Source organism: Streptomyces sp. DH37 (assembly GCF_029813835.1).
In the GTDB taxonomy this organism is placed as follows: domain Bacteria; phylum Actinomycetota; class Actinomycetes; order Streptomycetales; family Streptomycetaceae; genus Streptomyces.
Map to the genome: position 1 here is coordinate 13,429 of NZ_JARVKV010000026.1, position 16,428 is coordinate 29,856.

General features: G+C 73.5%; 15 protein-coding genes. 10 read left to right on the plus strand and 5 right to left on the minus strand.

Annotated elements, in window-relative coordinates:
- Positions 1 to 56 precede the first annotated feature (56 nt).
- From QC029_RS15070 to QC029_RS15110, 9 genes are all read left to right on the plus strand, one after another.
- On the plus strand, positions 57 to 479 hold the full coding sequence (locus QC029_RS15070; RefSeq protein ID WP_279556159.1) for a DUF3662 domain-containing protein: 423 nt from the start codon (positions 57 to 59) through the stop codon (positions 477 to 479).
- 1,070 nt (positions 480 to 1,549) lie between these two features.
- A complete protein-coding gene (locus QC029_RS15075) occupies positions 1,550 to 1,741 on the plus strand; it encodes a hypothetical protein (RefSeq protein ID WP_279556160.1) in 192 nt (63 codons plus the stop codon).
- Positions 1,742 to 1,778: 37 nt separating this feature from the next.
- Positions 1,779 to 1,973 (plus strand): hypothetical protein, encoded by a 195-nt coding sequence (locus tag QC029_RS15080; RefSeq protein WP_279556161.1) that lies wholly within the window; start codon positions 1,779 to 1,781, stop codon positions 1,971 to 1,973.
- A gap of 347 nt (positions 1,974 to 2,320) precedes the next feature.
- A complete protein-coding gene (locus tag QC029_RS15085; RefSeq protein WP_279556162.1) occupies positions 2,321 to 4,054 on the plus strand; it encodes an alpha/beta fold hydrolase in 1,734 nt (577 codons plus the stop codon).
- Complete coding sequence (locus tag QC029_RS15090) at positions 4,051 to 4,629, plus strand: hypothetical protein (RefSeq protein WP_279556163.1); 579 nt, start codon at positions 4,051 to 4,053, stop codon at positions 4,627 to 4,629. Before QC029_RS15085 ends, QC029_RS15090 begins: the two co-directional genes overlap by 4 nt.
- 49 nt (positions 4,630 to 4,678) lie before the next feature.
- Positions 4,679 to 5,434: a trans-aconitate 2-methyltransferase gene (locus QC029_RS15095; RefSeq protein WP_279556164.1), complete on the plus strand. Its 756-nt coding sequence runs from the start codon at positions 4,679 to 4,681 to the stop codon at positions 5,432 to 5,434.
- Entirely contained in the window at positions 5,431 to 7,164 is a 1,734-nt protein-coding gene (locus QC029_RS15100) for an ABC transporter ATP-binding protein (protein ID WP_279556165.1), read from the plus strand. Before QC029_RS15095 ends, QC029_RS15100 begins: the two co-directional genes overlap by 4 nt.
- Complete coding sequence (locus QC029_RS15105) at positions 7,161 to 8,645, plus strand: NAD(P)/FAD-dependent oxidoreductase (RefSeq protein WP_279556166.1); 1,485 nt, start codon at positions 7,161 to 7,163, stop codon at positions 8,643 to 8,645. The genes QC029_RS15100 and QC029_RS15105 overlap by 4 nt, the downstream gene beginning before the upstream one ends.
- Positions 8,642 to 9,487, plus strand: coding sequence for a nuclear transport factor 2 family protein (locus tag QC029_RS15110; RefSeq protein WP_279556167.1), 846 nt, complete (start codon positions 8,642 to 8,644; stop codon positions 9,485 to 9,487). Before QC029_RS15105 ends, QC029_RS15110 begins: the two co-directional genes overlap by 4 nt.
- Here the strand turns inward: QC029_RS15110 and QC029_RS15115 are convergent.
- From QC029_RS15115 to QC029_RS15125, 3 genes are all read right to left on the minus strand, one after another.
- Entirely contained in the window at positions 9,484 to 10,317 is an 834-nt protein-coding gene (locus tag QC029_RS15115; RefSeq protein WP_279556168.1) for a M23 family metallopeptidase, read from the minus strand. The two genes, QC029_RS15110 and QC029_RS15115, sit on opposite strands and share 4 nt — an antisense overlap.
- A gap of 1,032 nt (positions 10,318 to 11,349) precedes the next feature.
- The gene (locus QC029_RS15120; RefSeq protein WP_279556169.1) at positions 11,350 to 11,886 is read right to left on the minus strand and encodes a helix-turn-helix transcriptional regulator; all 537 of its coding nucleotides are present in this window, start codon (positions 11,884 to 11,886) and stop codon (positions 11,350 to 11,352) included.
- Between the two features lie 121 nt (positions 11,887 to 12,007).
- A complete protein-coding gene (locus QC029_RS15125; RefSeq protein ID WP_279556170.1) occupies positions 12,008 to 12,763 on the minus strand; it encodes a hypothetical protein in 756 nt (251 codons plus the stop codon).
- A gap of 330 nt (positions 12,764 to 13,093) precedes the next feature.
- On the opposite strand from QC029_RS15125, the gene QC029_RS15130 reads away from it, so the two are divergent.
- Positions 13,094 to 13,975 (plus strand): neutral zinc metallopeptidase, encoded by an 882-nt coding sequence (locus tag QC029_RS15130; protein ID WP_279556171.1) that lies wholly within the window; start codon positions 13,094 to 13,096, stop codon positions 13,973 to 13,975.
- A gap of 104 nt (positions 13,976 to 14,079) precedes the next feature.
- Here the strand turns inward: QC029_RS15130 and QC029_RS15135 are convergent, their stop codons facing one another.
- Both QC029_RS15135 and QC029_RS15140 read right to left on the minus strand, forming a co-directional pair.
- Positions 14,080 to 14,286 (minus strand): YbdD/YjiX family protein, encoded by a 207-nt coding sequence (locus QC029_RS15135; RefSeq protein ID WP_279556172.1) that lies wholly within the window; start codon positions 14,284 to 14,286, stop codon positions 14,080 to 14,082.
- Positions 14,283 to 16,427, minus strand: coding sequence for a carbon starvation CstA family protein (locus tag QC029_RS15140; protein ID WP_279556173.1), 2,145 nt, complete (start codon positions 16,425 to 16,427; stop codon positions 14,283 to 14,285). Before QC029_RS15140 ends, QC029_RS15135 begins: the two co-directional genes overlap by 4 nt.
- Between the last annotated feature and the right edge of the window lies 1 nt (position 16,428).

Below are 16,428 nucleotides of genomic sequence, written 5' to 3' on the forward strand. Positions count from 1 at the left end.
GGAAAGCGGACATGTGCGGGCGCATAGGGTGATTCGTCCCGGGCACGCGATGTGTCATGGGAACGCTGAACCGATGGGAACGCAAGGTCGAGCGCTGGGAGCGCTCGCTGCTGGCGCGGGTCTTCCGCAAGGAGCCGGTCGAACTCCTCGACGCCCTGCGGCGCGAGTGCGACGACCACGCCGTGGTGTGCAGCCACAGCCGTGTGGTGGTCCCCAACGCCTACGAGGTCGAGCTCCCCGGCGCGGTCCACGGCAAACTGACGCGGCGCTGCGGCCAGATAGGCCAGGTGCTGGCGGACAGTCTGGCGCGGCACGGCGAGAACGAGGGGTACGAGTGGGCCGGTCCCCTCACCGTCCGCGTCACCGTCTCCGACGACGTGCCCAACGGCCGCTACCGCGTGACCAGCAGCCCCACGCCCAACGTCCGCGCCGACGCGTTCGCCGGCCACGGGGACCCGATCTCCGCCCCGGTGCGCTGACCGCGCGCCCGGCGCGCCGGAAAGATGTGGGGCCTTCCGGGTGCGCGAGGGGATGAGCCCCCGACCGCACCGTATGCGGTATCCCCGTCCGTGGTGGCCGCCACGGGACGAGGCGGCCGTCCCCGAGGCGGTGCCCGAACCCGCCCACCGCCGGACCGTACGCCTTGCGCGGGCCGGCGCCCGCTTCGCCGGCGTTCCGCGCCGCGCCGCCGCGGTCGGCGCCCGCGCCGACTTGCGGACCGGCGCTCCCTCCTGACGCGCGCTCCACCCGGCGGGGGCGGCGAGCGGTACGGCGACCGCCCGGCCCCCTCCTGCCGCTCCCCTCCGCGCCGAAGCACCCCGGCCCCGCCGTCCCGTCCTCCCGTTCCCGCGGAGCCCGTCGCGCCCCGGCCGTCGCGCTTCCCCCGCCGGGACCCCGCACCCGCCCGGCCGCCCCCTCCCCCGGCGGCGCGGACGGAGGAGAGGGCGGCCCGCCCCCGGACGCGTCCCGGGAGACGCGGGCCGCGGAATTAAAATCCGCACCCTTATCCGACCCGTCCGGAATTTCGCCCGATGTGATATCGCCCGTCAATAGCGGAAGCCGAGCGGATGGCGCCCGCTGACCATTTCCCGGCACATGAAACATCTGATCTTGCGGGAGTGACATACATCACACCGGCTTGCCAGGGGTGGAAATGAGCGCGAGCCGTACACCAAACTCTTTTCCCGGGACGAGGTAATGACCACAGGGCACGTGCTCGTCTCCCGACGGGGTTTCTCTTTGCGAAGCGTTTACAGGGTGTAAATTCCGCTTGAATGTCGGATGTGGCTCGAACCCCTGACCAGGGTTCGGAGGTCATGCGCCTTCCAGTTTCAGTGAGCGCCTTTGTGGCGTTTTCATGTGACGCGCGTAGCGTCCGGGGGTGCCGATCTTTCCTGAGTCGACATCCGGCCATTCAGGGATCCGGGCACCCTCCGGCAATCCCATGTGCCGGCTCTCCTGGCGGGGTTCGGCCAGGTGAGGCCTGATCCTTGTCTCGTTCCGGAACGCGTCATCCCAGGAAATACGAGAAGAGAAGGAAGAAGGGCCCATGGAACAGAAGATCGCCGAATTCATGGACGAGCAGGACTTCGGCTCGCTGGAGCAGGGCTACCAGGACGACGCCCCGCTGCAGGTCCTGGCCACCCCCGCGGCCGTCGCCACCTGCTGGTACGTCGGCGGTGCCGTGGCGGGCGCCGGAGCCGTGGTGGGCGCGTACGTCACCGGCCGCGTCGTCGGCTGACCTCTCGAACCAGGTCGATACCAGAAGGAGAAAAGCAATGAGCAGGATTGTCGACAGCGTCGCCGCGATCACGCCCGAGAAGCTGACGGACGAGACCGACGGCGAGTTCGGCGCGATGATGCCGGTCCAGGCCACTCCGGGCCTGGTCGCCTTCGGCGTGAGCTTCGCCGGCGGTGCCGCCGCCGCGTGGGTCACCGTCCAGGCGTACGAGGCCGGCCGTACCGCCGGCTGACCCGCCCTGCTGACCAGGCGTCAGTGGTCGAGAAGCCCTGAGGGCTTCTGAGAGAGCCTTCCGGGAGCCCCTCCGGAGGGCGTCGGAGAGCTGTCGGGCCGCGGCGCAATCGCGGCCCGGCAGCCCTTCCAACCCTACCCCTCAGCCGGGTCGATACGGAGAAGAACCTCGGTATGAAGCTGGTCAAGAAGCTTTCCTCTTCGCTATTCTCCCCCATTCCCGTTTCGCGGGACCGCGCGATAGGAATATCCGAGCGTCTCGCCGCTCTTTCCAGTATTTCCTCCTCCCTGGAGTACCTCCACCAGCACCGGAACCTGGGTCCGGGTGGTCTCAACGACTGGGAGATCATGAGGCAGACCCCGGAGAGCAGGATCCCCGCCGTCCAGAAGCTCACCGACGCCGTCAGCGGCAGACGGACCACGCTGGCCCTGCACGCCACGCGCGTCGCCTGCGGCCTGGGGATGCTGCTGCCGGGCAACAGCAGATGGCGGGCCGCCGGAAGCCTCTACCTCGGCGCCACCACCACACTCCTGCAGGCCCGCCACCGCTACGGCAGCGACGGCTCGGACCAGGTCGCCACGCAGGTGCAGGCGGTCACCGGCCTCGCCCGGCTGTCGAACAGCCCGCAGGTCAAGGACGCCCTGATGTGGTACCTGGCCATCCAGGCGAACATGTCCTACGCGGCGTCCGGCTGGGTCAAGATGGCGGGGACGAAGTGGCGCGACGGCTCGGCCCTGCCCGGCGTGATGCGGACCCGGACCTACGGATTCGAGCACGCCTACCGGCTGACGCAGCGCTACCCCCGCGCCAGCAGGGCCGCGCAGCACGCGGTGCTGGCGATGGAGTGCCTCTTCCCCGTCGTCTACCTGGCCGGCGGGCGCCTCACCCGGCCGATGCTCGGCGCCGCCGGCGGCTTCCACGTCGTCAACGCCTTCGTCATGGGCCTGGGCCGCTTCATGACCGCCTTCCCCGCGATGCACCCCATGGTCGCCTACACGGCCGCGCCGCGCACCCTCCCCGCGGTCGCGGGACGGGACGACCGGATGGTCAGGACCGCGCTGGCGCTGCTGGCCGGCGGTGTCACCGGCGCGGCCGTGCTGGCGACGCAGCGGCGCGCGCGGGTCATGGCCGGATGGCCGATGTCCCGCACCGTCACCACGCGGTGCGGCAACGTGCTGGAGTACGACGTCGGCGGCAAGGACCTCGCCGACCGCCCGGTCCTCGTCTTCAACCACGGCCTCGCCTCGACGTCCGAGCACTTCGCGTGGATCGTCGAGCGGCTGGCGTTCGACCTGGGCCAGCCCGTGGTGACCTACGCACGGGCCGGATACGGGCCCAGCAGGCGGGTGAGGAACGCCCCGTACACCCTGCGGGAGTCCGTGGACGACCTGGAGGACCTGATCCGCCAGGCCCTGCCCGACGGCCGCAGGGTGGTGCTCGTGGGGCACTCGCTGGGGGCGGAGCTGAACCGGCGGACGGTGGAGCGGCTGGGCGACCGGGTGGCGGGCGTCGTCTACCTCGACCCCACGCACCCCGGGCAGCTCGTACGGTCCAGCAGGCAGCGGAAGGGCAGCGAGCTGTTCACCGAGTCCCTCAAGGACATGGCGCGCTGGACGAGGCTGGGCACGGGCGCGCTGATGTCGCGGCCGCGGTGGGTGCAGGACCTGCCCTACCCCTACCGGGAGAAGGTGTTCGCCCTCTACACCGACTCGCGGCTGTGGACGGCGGCGGCGCGGGAGTGGGAGGCGGTCCACGGGGAGTTCCGCGACTTCGACGCCGACCTGGAGCCGGTGCCCGCGCCCGGCCTGGTCGTCGCCGCGCAGGTGACCGTGGACATCGACCCCGACCAGTTGCTGATGTACCACGACATCGCCCGGGCCCACCGGGAGGCCGGCCGGCACGGCGAGGTCACCGTCGTGGAGCGTGCGGGACACGACACGATCCTGAGCGACGCGCGCCACGCGCGCACCGCCGCGGACCTGATCGCCGCCTTCGTGGAGCGGCACTGCGCGCCGCGGACCGGGCCGGCCGCCGCGGTGCCGGCCGCAGACCCTCTGGAGAAGGGGAGTGAGGAGAAGTGAACGCCACCGCCTTCCTCAGGGACGCGTTCACCGGTCCCGGGGCCCTGACGCGCCTCGCGGGCGCGGCCCTGCTGGTGACGACGCTGGCCGCGCAGCACCCGAATCCGGCGTTCGAGCGCGCGCGGGAGAAGGACCTGTTCTCCTTCGTGCCGAACTGGAAGTTCTTCGCGCCCAATCCCGCGACGCACGACTACCACTACCTCTACCGCACCCTCGACGAAAAGCGCGAGACGTCCTCCTGGATCGAGCTCGACCTGATCCAGAAGCGCAGGATGACCCAGGCGTTCTGGTTCTCGTCCCGCCGGACGGAAAAGGCCGTGTTCGACATCTGCAGCGCCATCATAAAGAGCATCGCCAAAGGCGAGGACCCGACCGGTTCGCCGCCCTACCGGGTTCTCTCCGAATTCATCAGGCGGCAGATCAGGGACACCCGGAACGTCTCCGACGTACGCGGATTCCAGTTCGCCGTGGTCCGTGCCACCGGCCATGACGAAAGCGAGGATCCGGAGGTCCTCTACGTCTCCACCTACCAGCCGATGAGACCCGCGTCCCCGGCCTTTCTCCGGGCCGCCTGAGACCGACAGCTCCCGCAGCGGGACTCCATCCACAGAGGAACGGACAACGATGACGATCGCGGATATCGGCTACGGCAGGCAGTTCGACGGCTGGTACGACCGTATCTTCCAGAACGACGCCGCCACCCAGGACACCGTCGAGGCGCTCACCGGCTTCCACCCGGATCCGTCCCGGGGCACGCTGGAGTTCGGCGTCGGGACCGGCCGGATCGCGTTGCCGCTGTCGCGCCGCGTCGGTCCGGTCACCGGTGTGGACTCCTCCCCGGAGATGCTCGCCGCCCTGGAGAAGAAGGCCGACCAGGGCGAGGTGACCGCCGAACAGGGGGACATCCGGACCTATCGGAGCGACCGGCGGTACGGCCTGGTCTACTGCGTCTGCTCCACGCTCGCGCTGGTCCTCGACCCCGGGGAGCAGCGCGAGGTCGTCGCCCGCGCGGCCGAACACCTGCTGCCCGGGGGCCGTCTGCTGATCGAGACGCACAACCGCCCGGGCATCGTCGCCCAGCACGAGGGACTGAGGCGCACCACGGTGTTCGCGCCCTATCCGGAACCGAACACCGGTGTGCAGATGCACGCCCAGCTCCTGGCGGACGACCGGATCTGGCACGTGTCGACCGTGTGGTTCGAGGCGGACGGGACCCACCGCATCGGTACGGAGACCGTGCGCCTGCTCACGCCCGAGGAGGTGGACGGCTACGCGCGGGAGGCCGGACTGGTCCCCGAGGGCCACTACGCCGACTGGCGGCGGAGCGACTACGTTCCGGCCGCGGGCCTGTTCGTCGCGTCCTACACCAAGCCCGCATGAGCCTCCGGGAGATAGCACGCCGCCACCGGGCCCTGCTGGCCGCCGGCATCGCCATGGGCCTGGTCGGCGCGGCGGCCACGCTCGCCCAGCCCTGGATGCTGGGCCGTCTGATCGAGGCCGTGTCCCAGGACCGGTCGATCCTCTGGCCCGTCACGCTGACCGCGCTGTTCTTCGTCGCGGACGCGGCCCTGAGCGCCGGACACGCCTACGCCATCGGCCGGGCCGGCGAGAACATCGTGTTCGACGCCCGGCGCGTCCTGGGCGGCCGCCTGCTCCGGAGCCGGATCCCGCACTTCTCGCGCCTGGAGCACGGGGACGTCTTCGCGCGCACCGTGTCCGACACGTCCATCGCCTGCCTGGTCATCGCACAGGCGCTGGCGCAGGTGGTCACCTCCGTCTTCATGGTCCTCGGCGGCGTCGTGCTGATGGCCGGGCTCGACTGGAAGCTGCTGCTCACCACGGTCGGCTGCCTCGGCCTGTCCAGTTGCTGCGCCCTGCTGCTGGCCCGCCGGGTGCGCGTCGCCGCCCTGCAGAACCGCGAGGACGTCGGCGCGTTCGGCTCCGGTCTGCAACGGGTGCTCGGCGCCATCACCACGGTCAAGGCGTCGCGGGCCGAGGAGCGGGAGGCCGAGGAGCTGGCGCGGCTGGCCGGCCGCGCCAGGGCCAGCGGGATCCGGGTCACCGGTTTCGGCTCCCTGCTCACCCCGGTGATGAACGTCGGCACCCAGCTCTCGCTGGCCGTCGTGATCTCCTGGGGCATGGCCCGGGTCGCCACCGGTACGCTGTCACCCGCCGACCTGACGTCGTTCGTGATGTACCTCTTCTACCTGGTTGCGCCGCTGGTGATGCTCTTCATGTCGATCGGTCAGATCCAGCAGGGCCGTGCCGCCGTCCAGCGGGTGACGGAGCTGGGGGAGATCCCCCAGGAGGGCGGGGAGGAACCGGAGCCCGGGCAGCCGCGGGAGCGCGGGGCCGTCGGGGAGTCGGCGCCCGCGGTCAGCTTCGAGGGCGTCAGCTTCTCCTACCACGAGGCCTCCCCGGTGCTGCGGGACGTCTCGTTCACCCTGCCGCGCCGCGGCCTGACGGCGATCGTCGGCTCGTCCGGCGCCGGCAAGACGACGGCGTTCCAGCTCATCGAGCGCTTCTACCGGCCGGATTCCGGCACGATCCGGGTCGCGGGCCACGACGTCGCCACCCTGGGACTCGACGAACTGCGGTCGCTGGTCGGCTACGTCGAGCAGGACGCACCGCTGTTGCGCGGCACCATCCGGGAGAACCTGACGTACGCCAACCCCGGGGCCGACACCGCCGAGATCGCCCGTGCGCTGCGGCTCGCCAGCCTGGAGGACTTCGTCGCGGAGCTGCCCGACGGCCTCGACACGCGGCTCGGCGAGCGGGGCGCCGGCCTGTCGGGCGGCCAGCGGCAGCGGCTCGCCATCGCCCGCACGCTGCTGCAGCGGCCGGAGGTGATCCTGCTGGACGAGGTCACCGCGCACCTGGACAGCGACACCGAGGCCGCGCTCCGCGACGCGATCACGGAGGCCGCGCGCGAGTGCGCCGTGCTGGCCATCGCGCACCGGCTGTCCACCATCGTGCAGGCCGACCGCATCCTCGTGATGGAGCAGGGACGCGTACGGGCGGTCGGCACGCACCGGGAGCTCCTGCGGTCCGACGAGGTGTACCGCAGGCTCGCCGACCAGCAGTTCGCCACCGAGGGCACGCCGGTATGACGGGTGTCGACGTCGCCGTCGTCGGCAGCGGTCCCAACGGTCTGGCCGCCGCCGTCACCATGGCGCGCGCCGGGCTGACCGTCCACGTCCACGAGCAGGCCGCCGCCGTCGGCGGCGGCCTGCGCGGGGAGGCGCTGTTCGACTCCCGGGTGTGGCACGACGTCTGCGCCGCCGTGCACCCGATGGCCGCCGCCTCCGCGTTCTTCCGCGAGTTCGACCTCGCGGCCCGCGGTGTCCGGCTGCTGCAGCCGGCGATCGCCTACGCGCACCCGCTGGACGGCGGCGAGACCGCGCTCGCCTTCCGCGACCTGGCGGAGACCTGCGACCGGCTCGGCCCGGACGGGCGGCGCTGGCGCGGCCTGATGGAGCCGCTGGTCCGGCACAGCACGGGCGTGACCGACTTCCTGCTGTCCGGCCAGCGGTCGCTGCCGCGCGACCTCGCCGTCCCGCCGCTGCTCGGCCCGCGGGTGCTCGGGCACGTCCTGCGGGGCAACGGGCTGCGCACCCGAGCCGCCCGCGCGCTGCTCACCGGCGTCGCGGCACACGCGGTGGGCAGGCTGCCCAGCCTGCCCGCCGCCGCCATCGCCCTGCTGCTGGGGCACCTGGCGCACGCGTCCGGCTGGCCGCTGCCCCAGGGGGGCAGCGGCCGCCTGGCCGAGGCGATGGCCGACGACCTGCGGGCGCACGGCGGGACCGTGCACACCGGCCACCGGGTCACCGACCTCGCGGAGCTGGACGCCCGGGTGATCATGCTGGACACCACACCGCGCGGCCTGCTCGAGCTGGCCGGCGACCGGCTCCCGGCGCGCTACCGCCGGGCGCTGGAGCGCTTCCGCTACGGCCCCGGCGCGGCGAAGGCCGACTTCCTGGTCAGCGGGCCCATCCCCTGGGCCAACCCCGAGACGGGGCTGGCCGGTACCGTGCACCTGGGCGGCACCCGCGCCGAGACGCTCGCGGCGGAGAACGCGGCCGCCCGGGGCGAGGCCACCGACGAGCCGTTCGTGCTGCTGGTCGACCCGGCCGTGACCGACCCCGGCCGGGAGGTGGGCGGACGCCGCCCGGTGTGGGCCTACGCCCACGTGCCGAACGGCGACACCCGGGACCCGGTGCCGCTGATCACCCGCCGCGTCGAACGCTACGCGCCCGGTTTCGCCGACACGGTCGTCGCGGCGCGCGGCGTTTCGGCGGCCGACTACGAGACGTACAACCCGAACTACCCCGGCGGGGACATCGGCGCGGGGGCCATCACGCTCGCACAGTCCGTGTTCCGGCCGGTGCCCGCCTGGAACCCGTACCGCACGCCCCTGCCCGGGGTGTACCTGTGCTCGGCGTCGACGCCGCCCGGCCCCAGCGTGCACGGCATGTGCGGGCACCTCGCCGCCCGTGCCGCCCTCCGCCGCGAGTTCCACATCACCACCGCGCCGTCCCTGGGCCCCGGGGACGGCGTCACCCCCACCGAGAAAGCCGGGAGAGCGCCATGAGCATCGCACACCGCCCCGTTCCCGCCGAGGACTTCGCCGGTTACCTCCGCGCCTACCACGCCGACGCCTTCGACGGGACCGAGCCGGTCGACGAGGTCTGGGACCACTACCACCTGCCGGACGGCACCCACCGGGTCAACGGCCGGACCTGGAGCCGGGAGAAGACCCTGGGCAGCCTCCGCTCCCGGCGCTCCCTCGGCGCGCCGCACGAGCTGCACATCCACGAGGTGATCGTGGACGGCCGCTGGGCGGCCGCCCGGTACACGGTCAGCACGCCCATGCTCGGGAAGATCGAGAGCGCCACGGAGGCGGCGGTCCTCGCGGAGCTGGCCGAGGACGGGCGCGTGGCCGGCACCATCGCCTTCTCGGCCACCCGGCCCGGCTGGTCGAGTTCGGACGCGCTGCTCGACGGTGCGGCCCGCCCCGCCCCGGACACCAGCCCCGCCCCGCCGCCCGCCCCCGGGGCCGAGCCGACGCCGGCCCAGGACCCCGCGCACTACCTGCGGGCCTACTACGCCGCCGGATACGACCCGGCGGTACCGGCGGCCGAGGCGCACGACCGCTTCCACACCCCCGACGCGCTGCACCAGGTCGGGAGGAAGGTGATGCAGCGCTCCGGTGTCCTGAAGGCCCTGGAGGACGGCCGCAGGCGGGGCCACACCTACCCGGTGGAGGTGCACCGGGTGCTGCGGGAGGGCAATCGCTTCGCGGCCCACTACACCACCAGCCGGGAGGGGAACCCGGCACGGCGGCAGGACGTCCTCGCGTTCGGCGAGTTCGCCCCCGACGGCCGCGTCCGGTCCGTCCGGTTCGCGCTCGAACCCGGCTACGGCTCGGCCTAGGGGGCCGGGGCCGTCCGGTCGGTCGCCGCGGTCCTGACGGGCAGGAAGCAGGTGTTGTCCGCGGGCACGCCCTCGTGCTCCCCGCCGTCGTCGTCCCGGTACCGCCAGGTGAAGGGCAGGCCGCGGGCGGACGTGACGTCGGGGCCGTCCATGAGCTGGAAGTGCAGGTGGGGCTCCGAGGAGTTCCCGGAGTTGCCGCACTCGGCCAGCGGCTGACCGGCCGCCACCCGGTCGCCCACGGCCACCTTCAGCGAGCGGCGCCGCAGGTGCGCGAAGACCGCGTACACCCCGTCGCCCAGGTCCAGGACGAGGTGGTTGCCCAGCAGGTGGCGGGGGAGGCCGAGGGAGCGCACGAACCCCTCGGCGAGGACGTAGAACAGGCCGGCCAGCGACGAACGCGTCAGATGGTCCCGCTGCCCGTCCGCGGCGGCCACCACGCGGCCGTCCGCCGGGGCGAGCAGCGGCTCGCCGAAGGACGGGTAGGCCTCGGGACGCCGCGCCGGCGGCCAGAGCCACACCGGCTCCGGCGCCGGGCGGCGGGCCAGGTCGATGGCGTAGGTCTGCGCGAGGTTGTGGGTGTGGCTGGGCACCTTGGCGGCGGGTCCGTTGCGCGCCATCCAGCGGCCCTCGACGGGGACTTCGAGCGCGAACGGCGGCGCCTCCTCGCGCGGACGCTGGGCACGGGTCATCGCCCACCGCATCAGCAGGCCGGCCGCCAGCAGGGCGATTCCCGACAGCCACAGCGGGCCGATGCCCTGGCCGTTGGCGAGGACGCACACGACGCCCGCTGCCGTCACCGGGCCGTGGAACTTCCAGAGCGTCCGCAGCATGAGGAGCCTTCCGTGTGGGGGGACCGGACGGGTGAGGCCCAGCATTCCAAATCCGGGCCGGTCCTAAACAATGGATTACGTACTTACGTACCTATGTATCAGGCGGTAGCGTTCCGGTGTCGGAACCCCGGACGGGCGGGAGCGCGCATGAGCGCCGAAAGCACGTTCCGCACCGCGGCCCCGGTCGCGGTCACCGCAGCCGGCCGGCACCTGCCGGACCGCACGCGCACCGTCGCCAAACTTCCCGAACTCCCCGAACCGGCCGGCCTGTCAGCGGCGGACCCGGCGGAGCGCGCGGCCCGCGCCGCGCGCCGTGGCGCTGTGCGCGCTGTGCTCGGAAGGGAGAGACGCCGACGTACGAGGAGCTGGTGGCGGGGGCCGGCCGACCCACCGCCCGCCTGGCCGCCGCCGACGTCGGCTCGGGGGCCCTCGTCGTCGCCGAGGCGGACGCGTCGGTGCCGGTCGTCGGTCCGGGCCGGCAGCCGGGGGAGTGGCCCACCGGCGTCCGGGCGGTGCCGGTCGTCCGCGCCGTCCCGGCCGCGGCCGACCGCGTGCTCGCCGAGGGCCGTGCCCCGGACCCGCCCCTCCGCCGGTCCCGTTCCCGGCCCGGCCCGCACCCCGGCCGAGCAGGGCGCCTCCGGCGCGTCGCGCCGAACCGCCGCTGTGGACCGGTTTCCTGACCGAGCGCGAGCCGACCGTGACCCCGTCGCCGGGCCGGACCCGGCCGCTGCTCACCGAGGTCACCGCGGCGCCGAACCGGTGCTGCCCCCCGACCTGCCGCAGGACCCGGAGTCCCACGGCCGGCCCGACCTGCCACCCGCCCTGCTGGACCCGCACCTCCGGGCCCGACGGCCGTACCGCCTGCCCGGCCCGCATCGAGGCCGCGTGGACGGACATGCGCCCGAGAGCCCTCGTCGAGGCGATGGGCGGATGACCCCGCAACAGACCCCGCAGCCGACCCCGCGGCAGGCCCCGGCCGGGCACGCCCGGCCGGGCGTCCGCGCGCGCCGGCAGCGCTCGCGGACCGGACACCTAGCGACGGGCCGCGGTCACCACGACCAGCAGGGGGATGAGCCGGGTCGGCGGTACCCGGTAGCGTCCGCGGCCCGTCGTCTCCAGCCAGCCGGCGGAGACGAGCTGCCGCAGGTGGTGGTAGATCTGTCCGGTCGTGCCGAGCCCGTCCAGTTCCAGGAGTTCGGCGACCGCGGTCCGCCCCTCCAGCAGCGCCTGGACCAGCCGCAGCCGGACCGGCTGCCCCAGCGCGCCCAGCGTGTCGGCCAGTTCCGACCAGTCGGAGCTCAGCACCGAGTCCGTGGTGGCGGAGCGCTCCCACTCCGCGCGTTCCCCACCGGAGCCGGCCACGGATCCGGCGAAGAGGATCCCGCCGTGCGCCACCTCCTGCAGGCGCTCCCGGAGTTGCGGCAGCACCCAGTACGCGTCGGCCGGCTCGTTCTCGCCCTCCGGGCCCCCCGCTCCGCTTCCCAGCCGCTCCTCGAGTTCGGAAACGCGCCGCGCCAGCTCGGCGACCTGCCCGGCCAGCGCGTTCCACGACGGTGCACCTTCGCTCATCCCGCAAGCGTAGGGTTCGCCGGCCGCTCCGCGCGGGCGAGGCCCCGCGGGGGTACGGGCCGGCCGCGGGGACGGCCGTACGGCACGCTCCTCCGCGGGCCCGGGGGAACGCGCTCCCGCCTCACGGCGTGCCGGGTGTGACCAGCAGGAACGGGACCCGGCGCGCGCCCCAGTACAGCAGCGCCTCCCAGCCCCGCCCGGCCAGGTGCCCCGCGCACGCCCTCAGTTCCCGCTCGGCCCGGTCGCGGCCCGCGGAGGCGGCGGGACCGCGCCACTCCACCCGGACCGCGCCCGGCTCGTCGGCGGCGAGGACGCGGTACCCCGCCCGCGTACGGCGCCCGCCCGCGTCCACCGCCGACGGCGGTACGCCCGCGGCCTCCAGCGCCAGGGCGACCGCCCAGACCATCCGCGTCCGCTCCCACGGCGCCGGCACGCCCGAACCGGGCCCGGCGGAACCGCCCGTGACGCGGCGTATCTCCAGTACGCCGGCCCAGGCCCGGGCCACGGCGGCGGCGCGCAGCCCGGGGTCGTCCTCCGGCTCCGGCCCGTCCCCGGTCGCCGCGGCGAACCCCCCGGAGGGACCACCGGACGAACCCGACGGACCGGATGAACCGGAGGCCCCGGACGGACCGGTCCGTCCGGTCGGAGGCGCGGGCGCGTCCGGGGCGGGCCGTTCCCGCAGCTCCTCGCGGAGCGCCAGCCCCGCTCCGGTCAGGTAGTGCCTGCCGGCCCGGCCGTACGCCACGGCCAGGCCCCTGGCCCGCAACGCGGCACCCGTGGCCGGGCTCCCCGTCAGCTCCCCCGTCACCGGATCGGACGCCAGGACCGCCCGCCGCTGCGCGGGGGTGAGCGACTCCGCCGTCCGCCGCTGCGACACCGCACCACCTCCCGACCGCTGCTCCCCGCCCCGGTCCGGGGGAGCCCGTACGACCAGTATCCGGCCGGGGCGGACACCACCGGCGCGGGCCGCGGCCGGACGGGCTCCGCCCGGCGACCCCGGCGCCGTCCCCGCACGTCCGGCACGGCGTCGGGGAGTCGGGCCGTCCCCGTCCCCGGCCCGGTCGCGGCCGGCAGCTCCCGGTTCCGCCGGGTGTGCCCTGATTCGGACGGCCCGGACGGGGCAACCGGACCAGCACGGAGCGGCGCGTGCCGCTCCGTGCCGGTGGAAGCCGGTGGAAGCCGGTGGAAGCGTTGGAGAGGGAGGCACATGCGGTTCGACGACGACGCCGGTCTCGACACCTCGCAGGTGGACGACCGGCGGGGGATGAGCGGCGGCCGGGTGGCCGTCGGCGGCGGGGCGGTGGGCCTCGTCGGTCTGCTGCTGGCCCTGTTCCTCGGTGTCGGGCCGGACCAACTCGGCGCGGGCGGCGGTTCGCCGGACACCGGGGCCGCCACCGGAGCGGACCGGGTCGAGCGGGAGTGCCGGACGGGGCAGGACGCCAACACGCGGCAGGACTGCCGGATCGTCGGCGTCGTCAACAGCCTGCAGGACTTCTGGGAGGCCGAACTGGCCGGACGCGGCGGCGACTACTCCGCCGCCCGGACGGTGCTCTTCAGCGACCGGGTGTCCACCGCCTGCGGCGCGGCGACCTCCCGGGTGGGCCCCTTCTACTGCCCCGCGGACCGGCAGGTGTACCTGGACCTGGACTTCTTCGACGACCTGCGGACGGAGTTCGGCGCCTCCGGCGGACCGTTCGCCCAGGCGTACGTCACGGCCCACGAGTACGGGCACCACGTGCAGAACCTGCTGGGCACCATGGACCGGGTCGGCGACGACCGGCAGGGCCCCGACAGCGGCTCGGTACGGCTGGAGCTGCAGGCCGACTGCTACGCGGGCGTGTGGGCCCACCACGCCACCACCAACCCGCAGGACTCCACCGGCGAACCCCTGCTGACCGAGCTGACCCGGGCGGACATCGAGGACGGGCTGGACGCCGCGGCGGCCGTGGGCGACGACCGGATCCAGTCCGAGTTCCAGGGCGAGGTGAACCCGGACACCTGGACGCACGGTTCCTCGGCCCAGCGCAAGCAGTGGTTCACCACCGGCTACACCTCCGGCGACCCGGCCCGCTGCGACACCTTCCGCTGACGGAGGGCCCCGCGGGAGCCGGAACGGGCCGGCAGGCTGGCGGACCGACGGTCCGTACGCGGTCCGCCGTCCGGCGTGATCACACCGGACGGCGGACCGCGGCCTCAGCAGCAGCGGCTCTGCGGGTGCTCCTCCCGGTGCCGGGCGCGCTGCCGCTCGTAGTCGCGCCGGGAGGGCACGGGCTCGCCCGGGTGCTCGCTCAGGTGCTTCCGGCGGAAGCGCTCGTAGTCCGCCTCGCCGGAGATCTCCCGCAGGTACCAGCGGACGCCCCGCAGCAGTCGCGCCGCCCCGTCGAGCAGTGCGGCCGTCATCGGTCCACCGCCCCCGCCGGCTCCTTCTCCCTCCCCGCCGACCACGAGGCCGGGACCTCGATCCGCGACTCGACGTAGGGCACCTCGGTGGTCGGCAGCGGCTCGGCCGACCGCACGGCGCGCACGCACACCACGGCGGCGTTGACGATCACGGCGGCGACGAGCACCAGGAACAGGGCCATGATCACGCCGTCGACGGTCTGGTTGAGCACCACGGTGTGCATCTCGTCCATGGTCCTGGCCGGAGCCAGGACCTCGCCCGCCTCGATGGCGTCCGCGAAGCGCTCGCGGTTGGCGAAGAAACCGATCTTGGGGTCGTCGGAGAAGATCTTCTGCCAGCCGGCGGTGAAGGTGACCGCCACGTCCCAGACCAGCGGGATGCCGGTGACCCACGCCCAGCGCAGTTTCCCGGCCTTGATCAGCAGGGTGGTGGCGACGGTGAGGGCGATCGCGGCGAGCAGCTGGTTGGCGATCCCGAACAGCGGGAAGAGCTGGTTGATGCCGCCGAGCGGGTCGGTGACGCCGGCGTGGAGGAAGTAGCCCCAGGCGCCCACGACGAGGGCGCTGGTGATCCAGATGCCCGGCTTCCAGGTGACCCGGCCGATGGGCTTCCAGACGTTGCCCAGCATGTCCTGGAGCATGAAGCGGCCGACCCGGGTGCCCGCGTCCACCGTGGTGAGGATGAACAGCGCCTCGAACATGATCGCGAAGTGGTACCAGAAGGCCTTCATCCCGGCGCCGCCGAACACCTGGGAGAAGATCTCCGCCATGCCGACGGCGAGGGTGGGCGCGCCACCGGTGCGCGCGATCAGGGTCTCCTCCTCGACGGCCTTGGCCGCCGCGGCCAGCTGATCGGGGCTGATGGTGAACCCCAGGTTCGCCACCGCCTGCGAGGCGCTCTCCACGGTGGAGCCCAGCAGGCCCGCCGGGGCGTTCATCGCGTAGTACAGACCCGGGTCGATGACGCACGCGGCGACCAGCGCCATGACGGCGACGAAGGACTCCATCAGCATGGAGCCGTAGCCGATCATGCGGACCTGGGACTCCTTCTGGATCAGCTTCGGCGTGGTGCCGGAGGACACCAGCGCGTGGAAGCCGGACAGCGCGCCGCAGGCGATGGTGATGAACAGGAACGGGAACAGCGCCCCGGCGAAGACCGGCCCGTCGCCCGAGGAGGCGAAGGGGGTCACCGCGTCGGCCTTCAGCGTCGGCGCGGCGACCACCACGCCGACGGCCAGCAGCACGATCGTCCCCACCTTCATGAAGGTGGACAGGTAGTCGCGGGGGGCCAGGAGCATCCACACCGGGAGCACGGAGGCGACGAAGCCGTAGCCGATCAGGCAGAAGACCAGGGTCGTGGGGCTCCAGACGAAGGCGTCGGCCAGCGACGAGTCCTGGATCCAGCCTCCGCCGACGATCGCGAGCAGCAGCAGGGCCACGCCGATGACACTGGTCTCCAGGACCCGGCCCGGCCGCAGGTAGCGCAGGTAGAAGCCCATGAAGAAGGCGATGGGGATGGTCATGGCGACCGAGAAGGTGCCCCAGGGGGAGTGCGCCAGCGCGTTGACGACGACCAGCGCGAGCACCGCCAGCAGGATGATCATGATGGCGAAGACGCCGATGAGCGCCGCGGCCCCGCCCACCCGGCCGATCTCGTCACGGGCCATCTGGCCCAGGCTCTTGCCGTCCCGGCGCATGGAGAAGAACAGGATCACCATGTCCTGGACCGCCCCGGCGAAGATCACGCCGACGACGATCCAGATGGTGCCCGGCAGGTAGCCCATCTGGGCCGCCAGCACCGGACCGACCAGCGGGCCGGCTCCCGCGATGGCGGCGAAGTGGTGGCCGAACAGCACCCGGCGGTCGGTGGGCTGGTAGTCGACGCCGTCCTCCAGCCGCTCGGCCGGGGTGGCGCGGGTGTCGTCGGGCTGCAGGACGCGCCGGGCGATGAAGCGCGAGTAGAAGCGGTAGGCGATGGCGTACGAGCCCAGGGCGGCGACCACCAACCAGATCGCGGATATCTCCTCGCCCCGCACGAGGGCCACCATGCCCCAGCCCACCGCTCCGAGCAGGGCGACGGCGGTCCACAGCAGGATCGATCTGGGTCTGGTCGACGCGCCGGAGGCGGCGGGTGCGGGCATG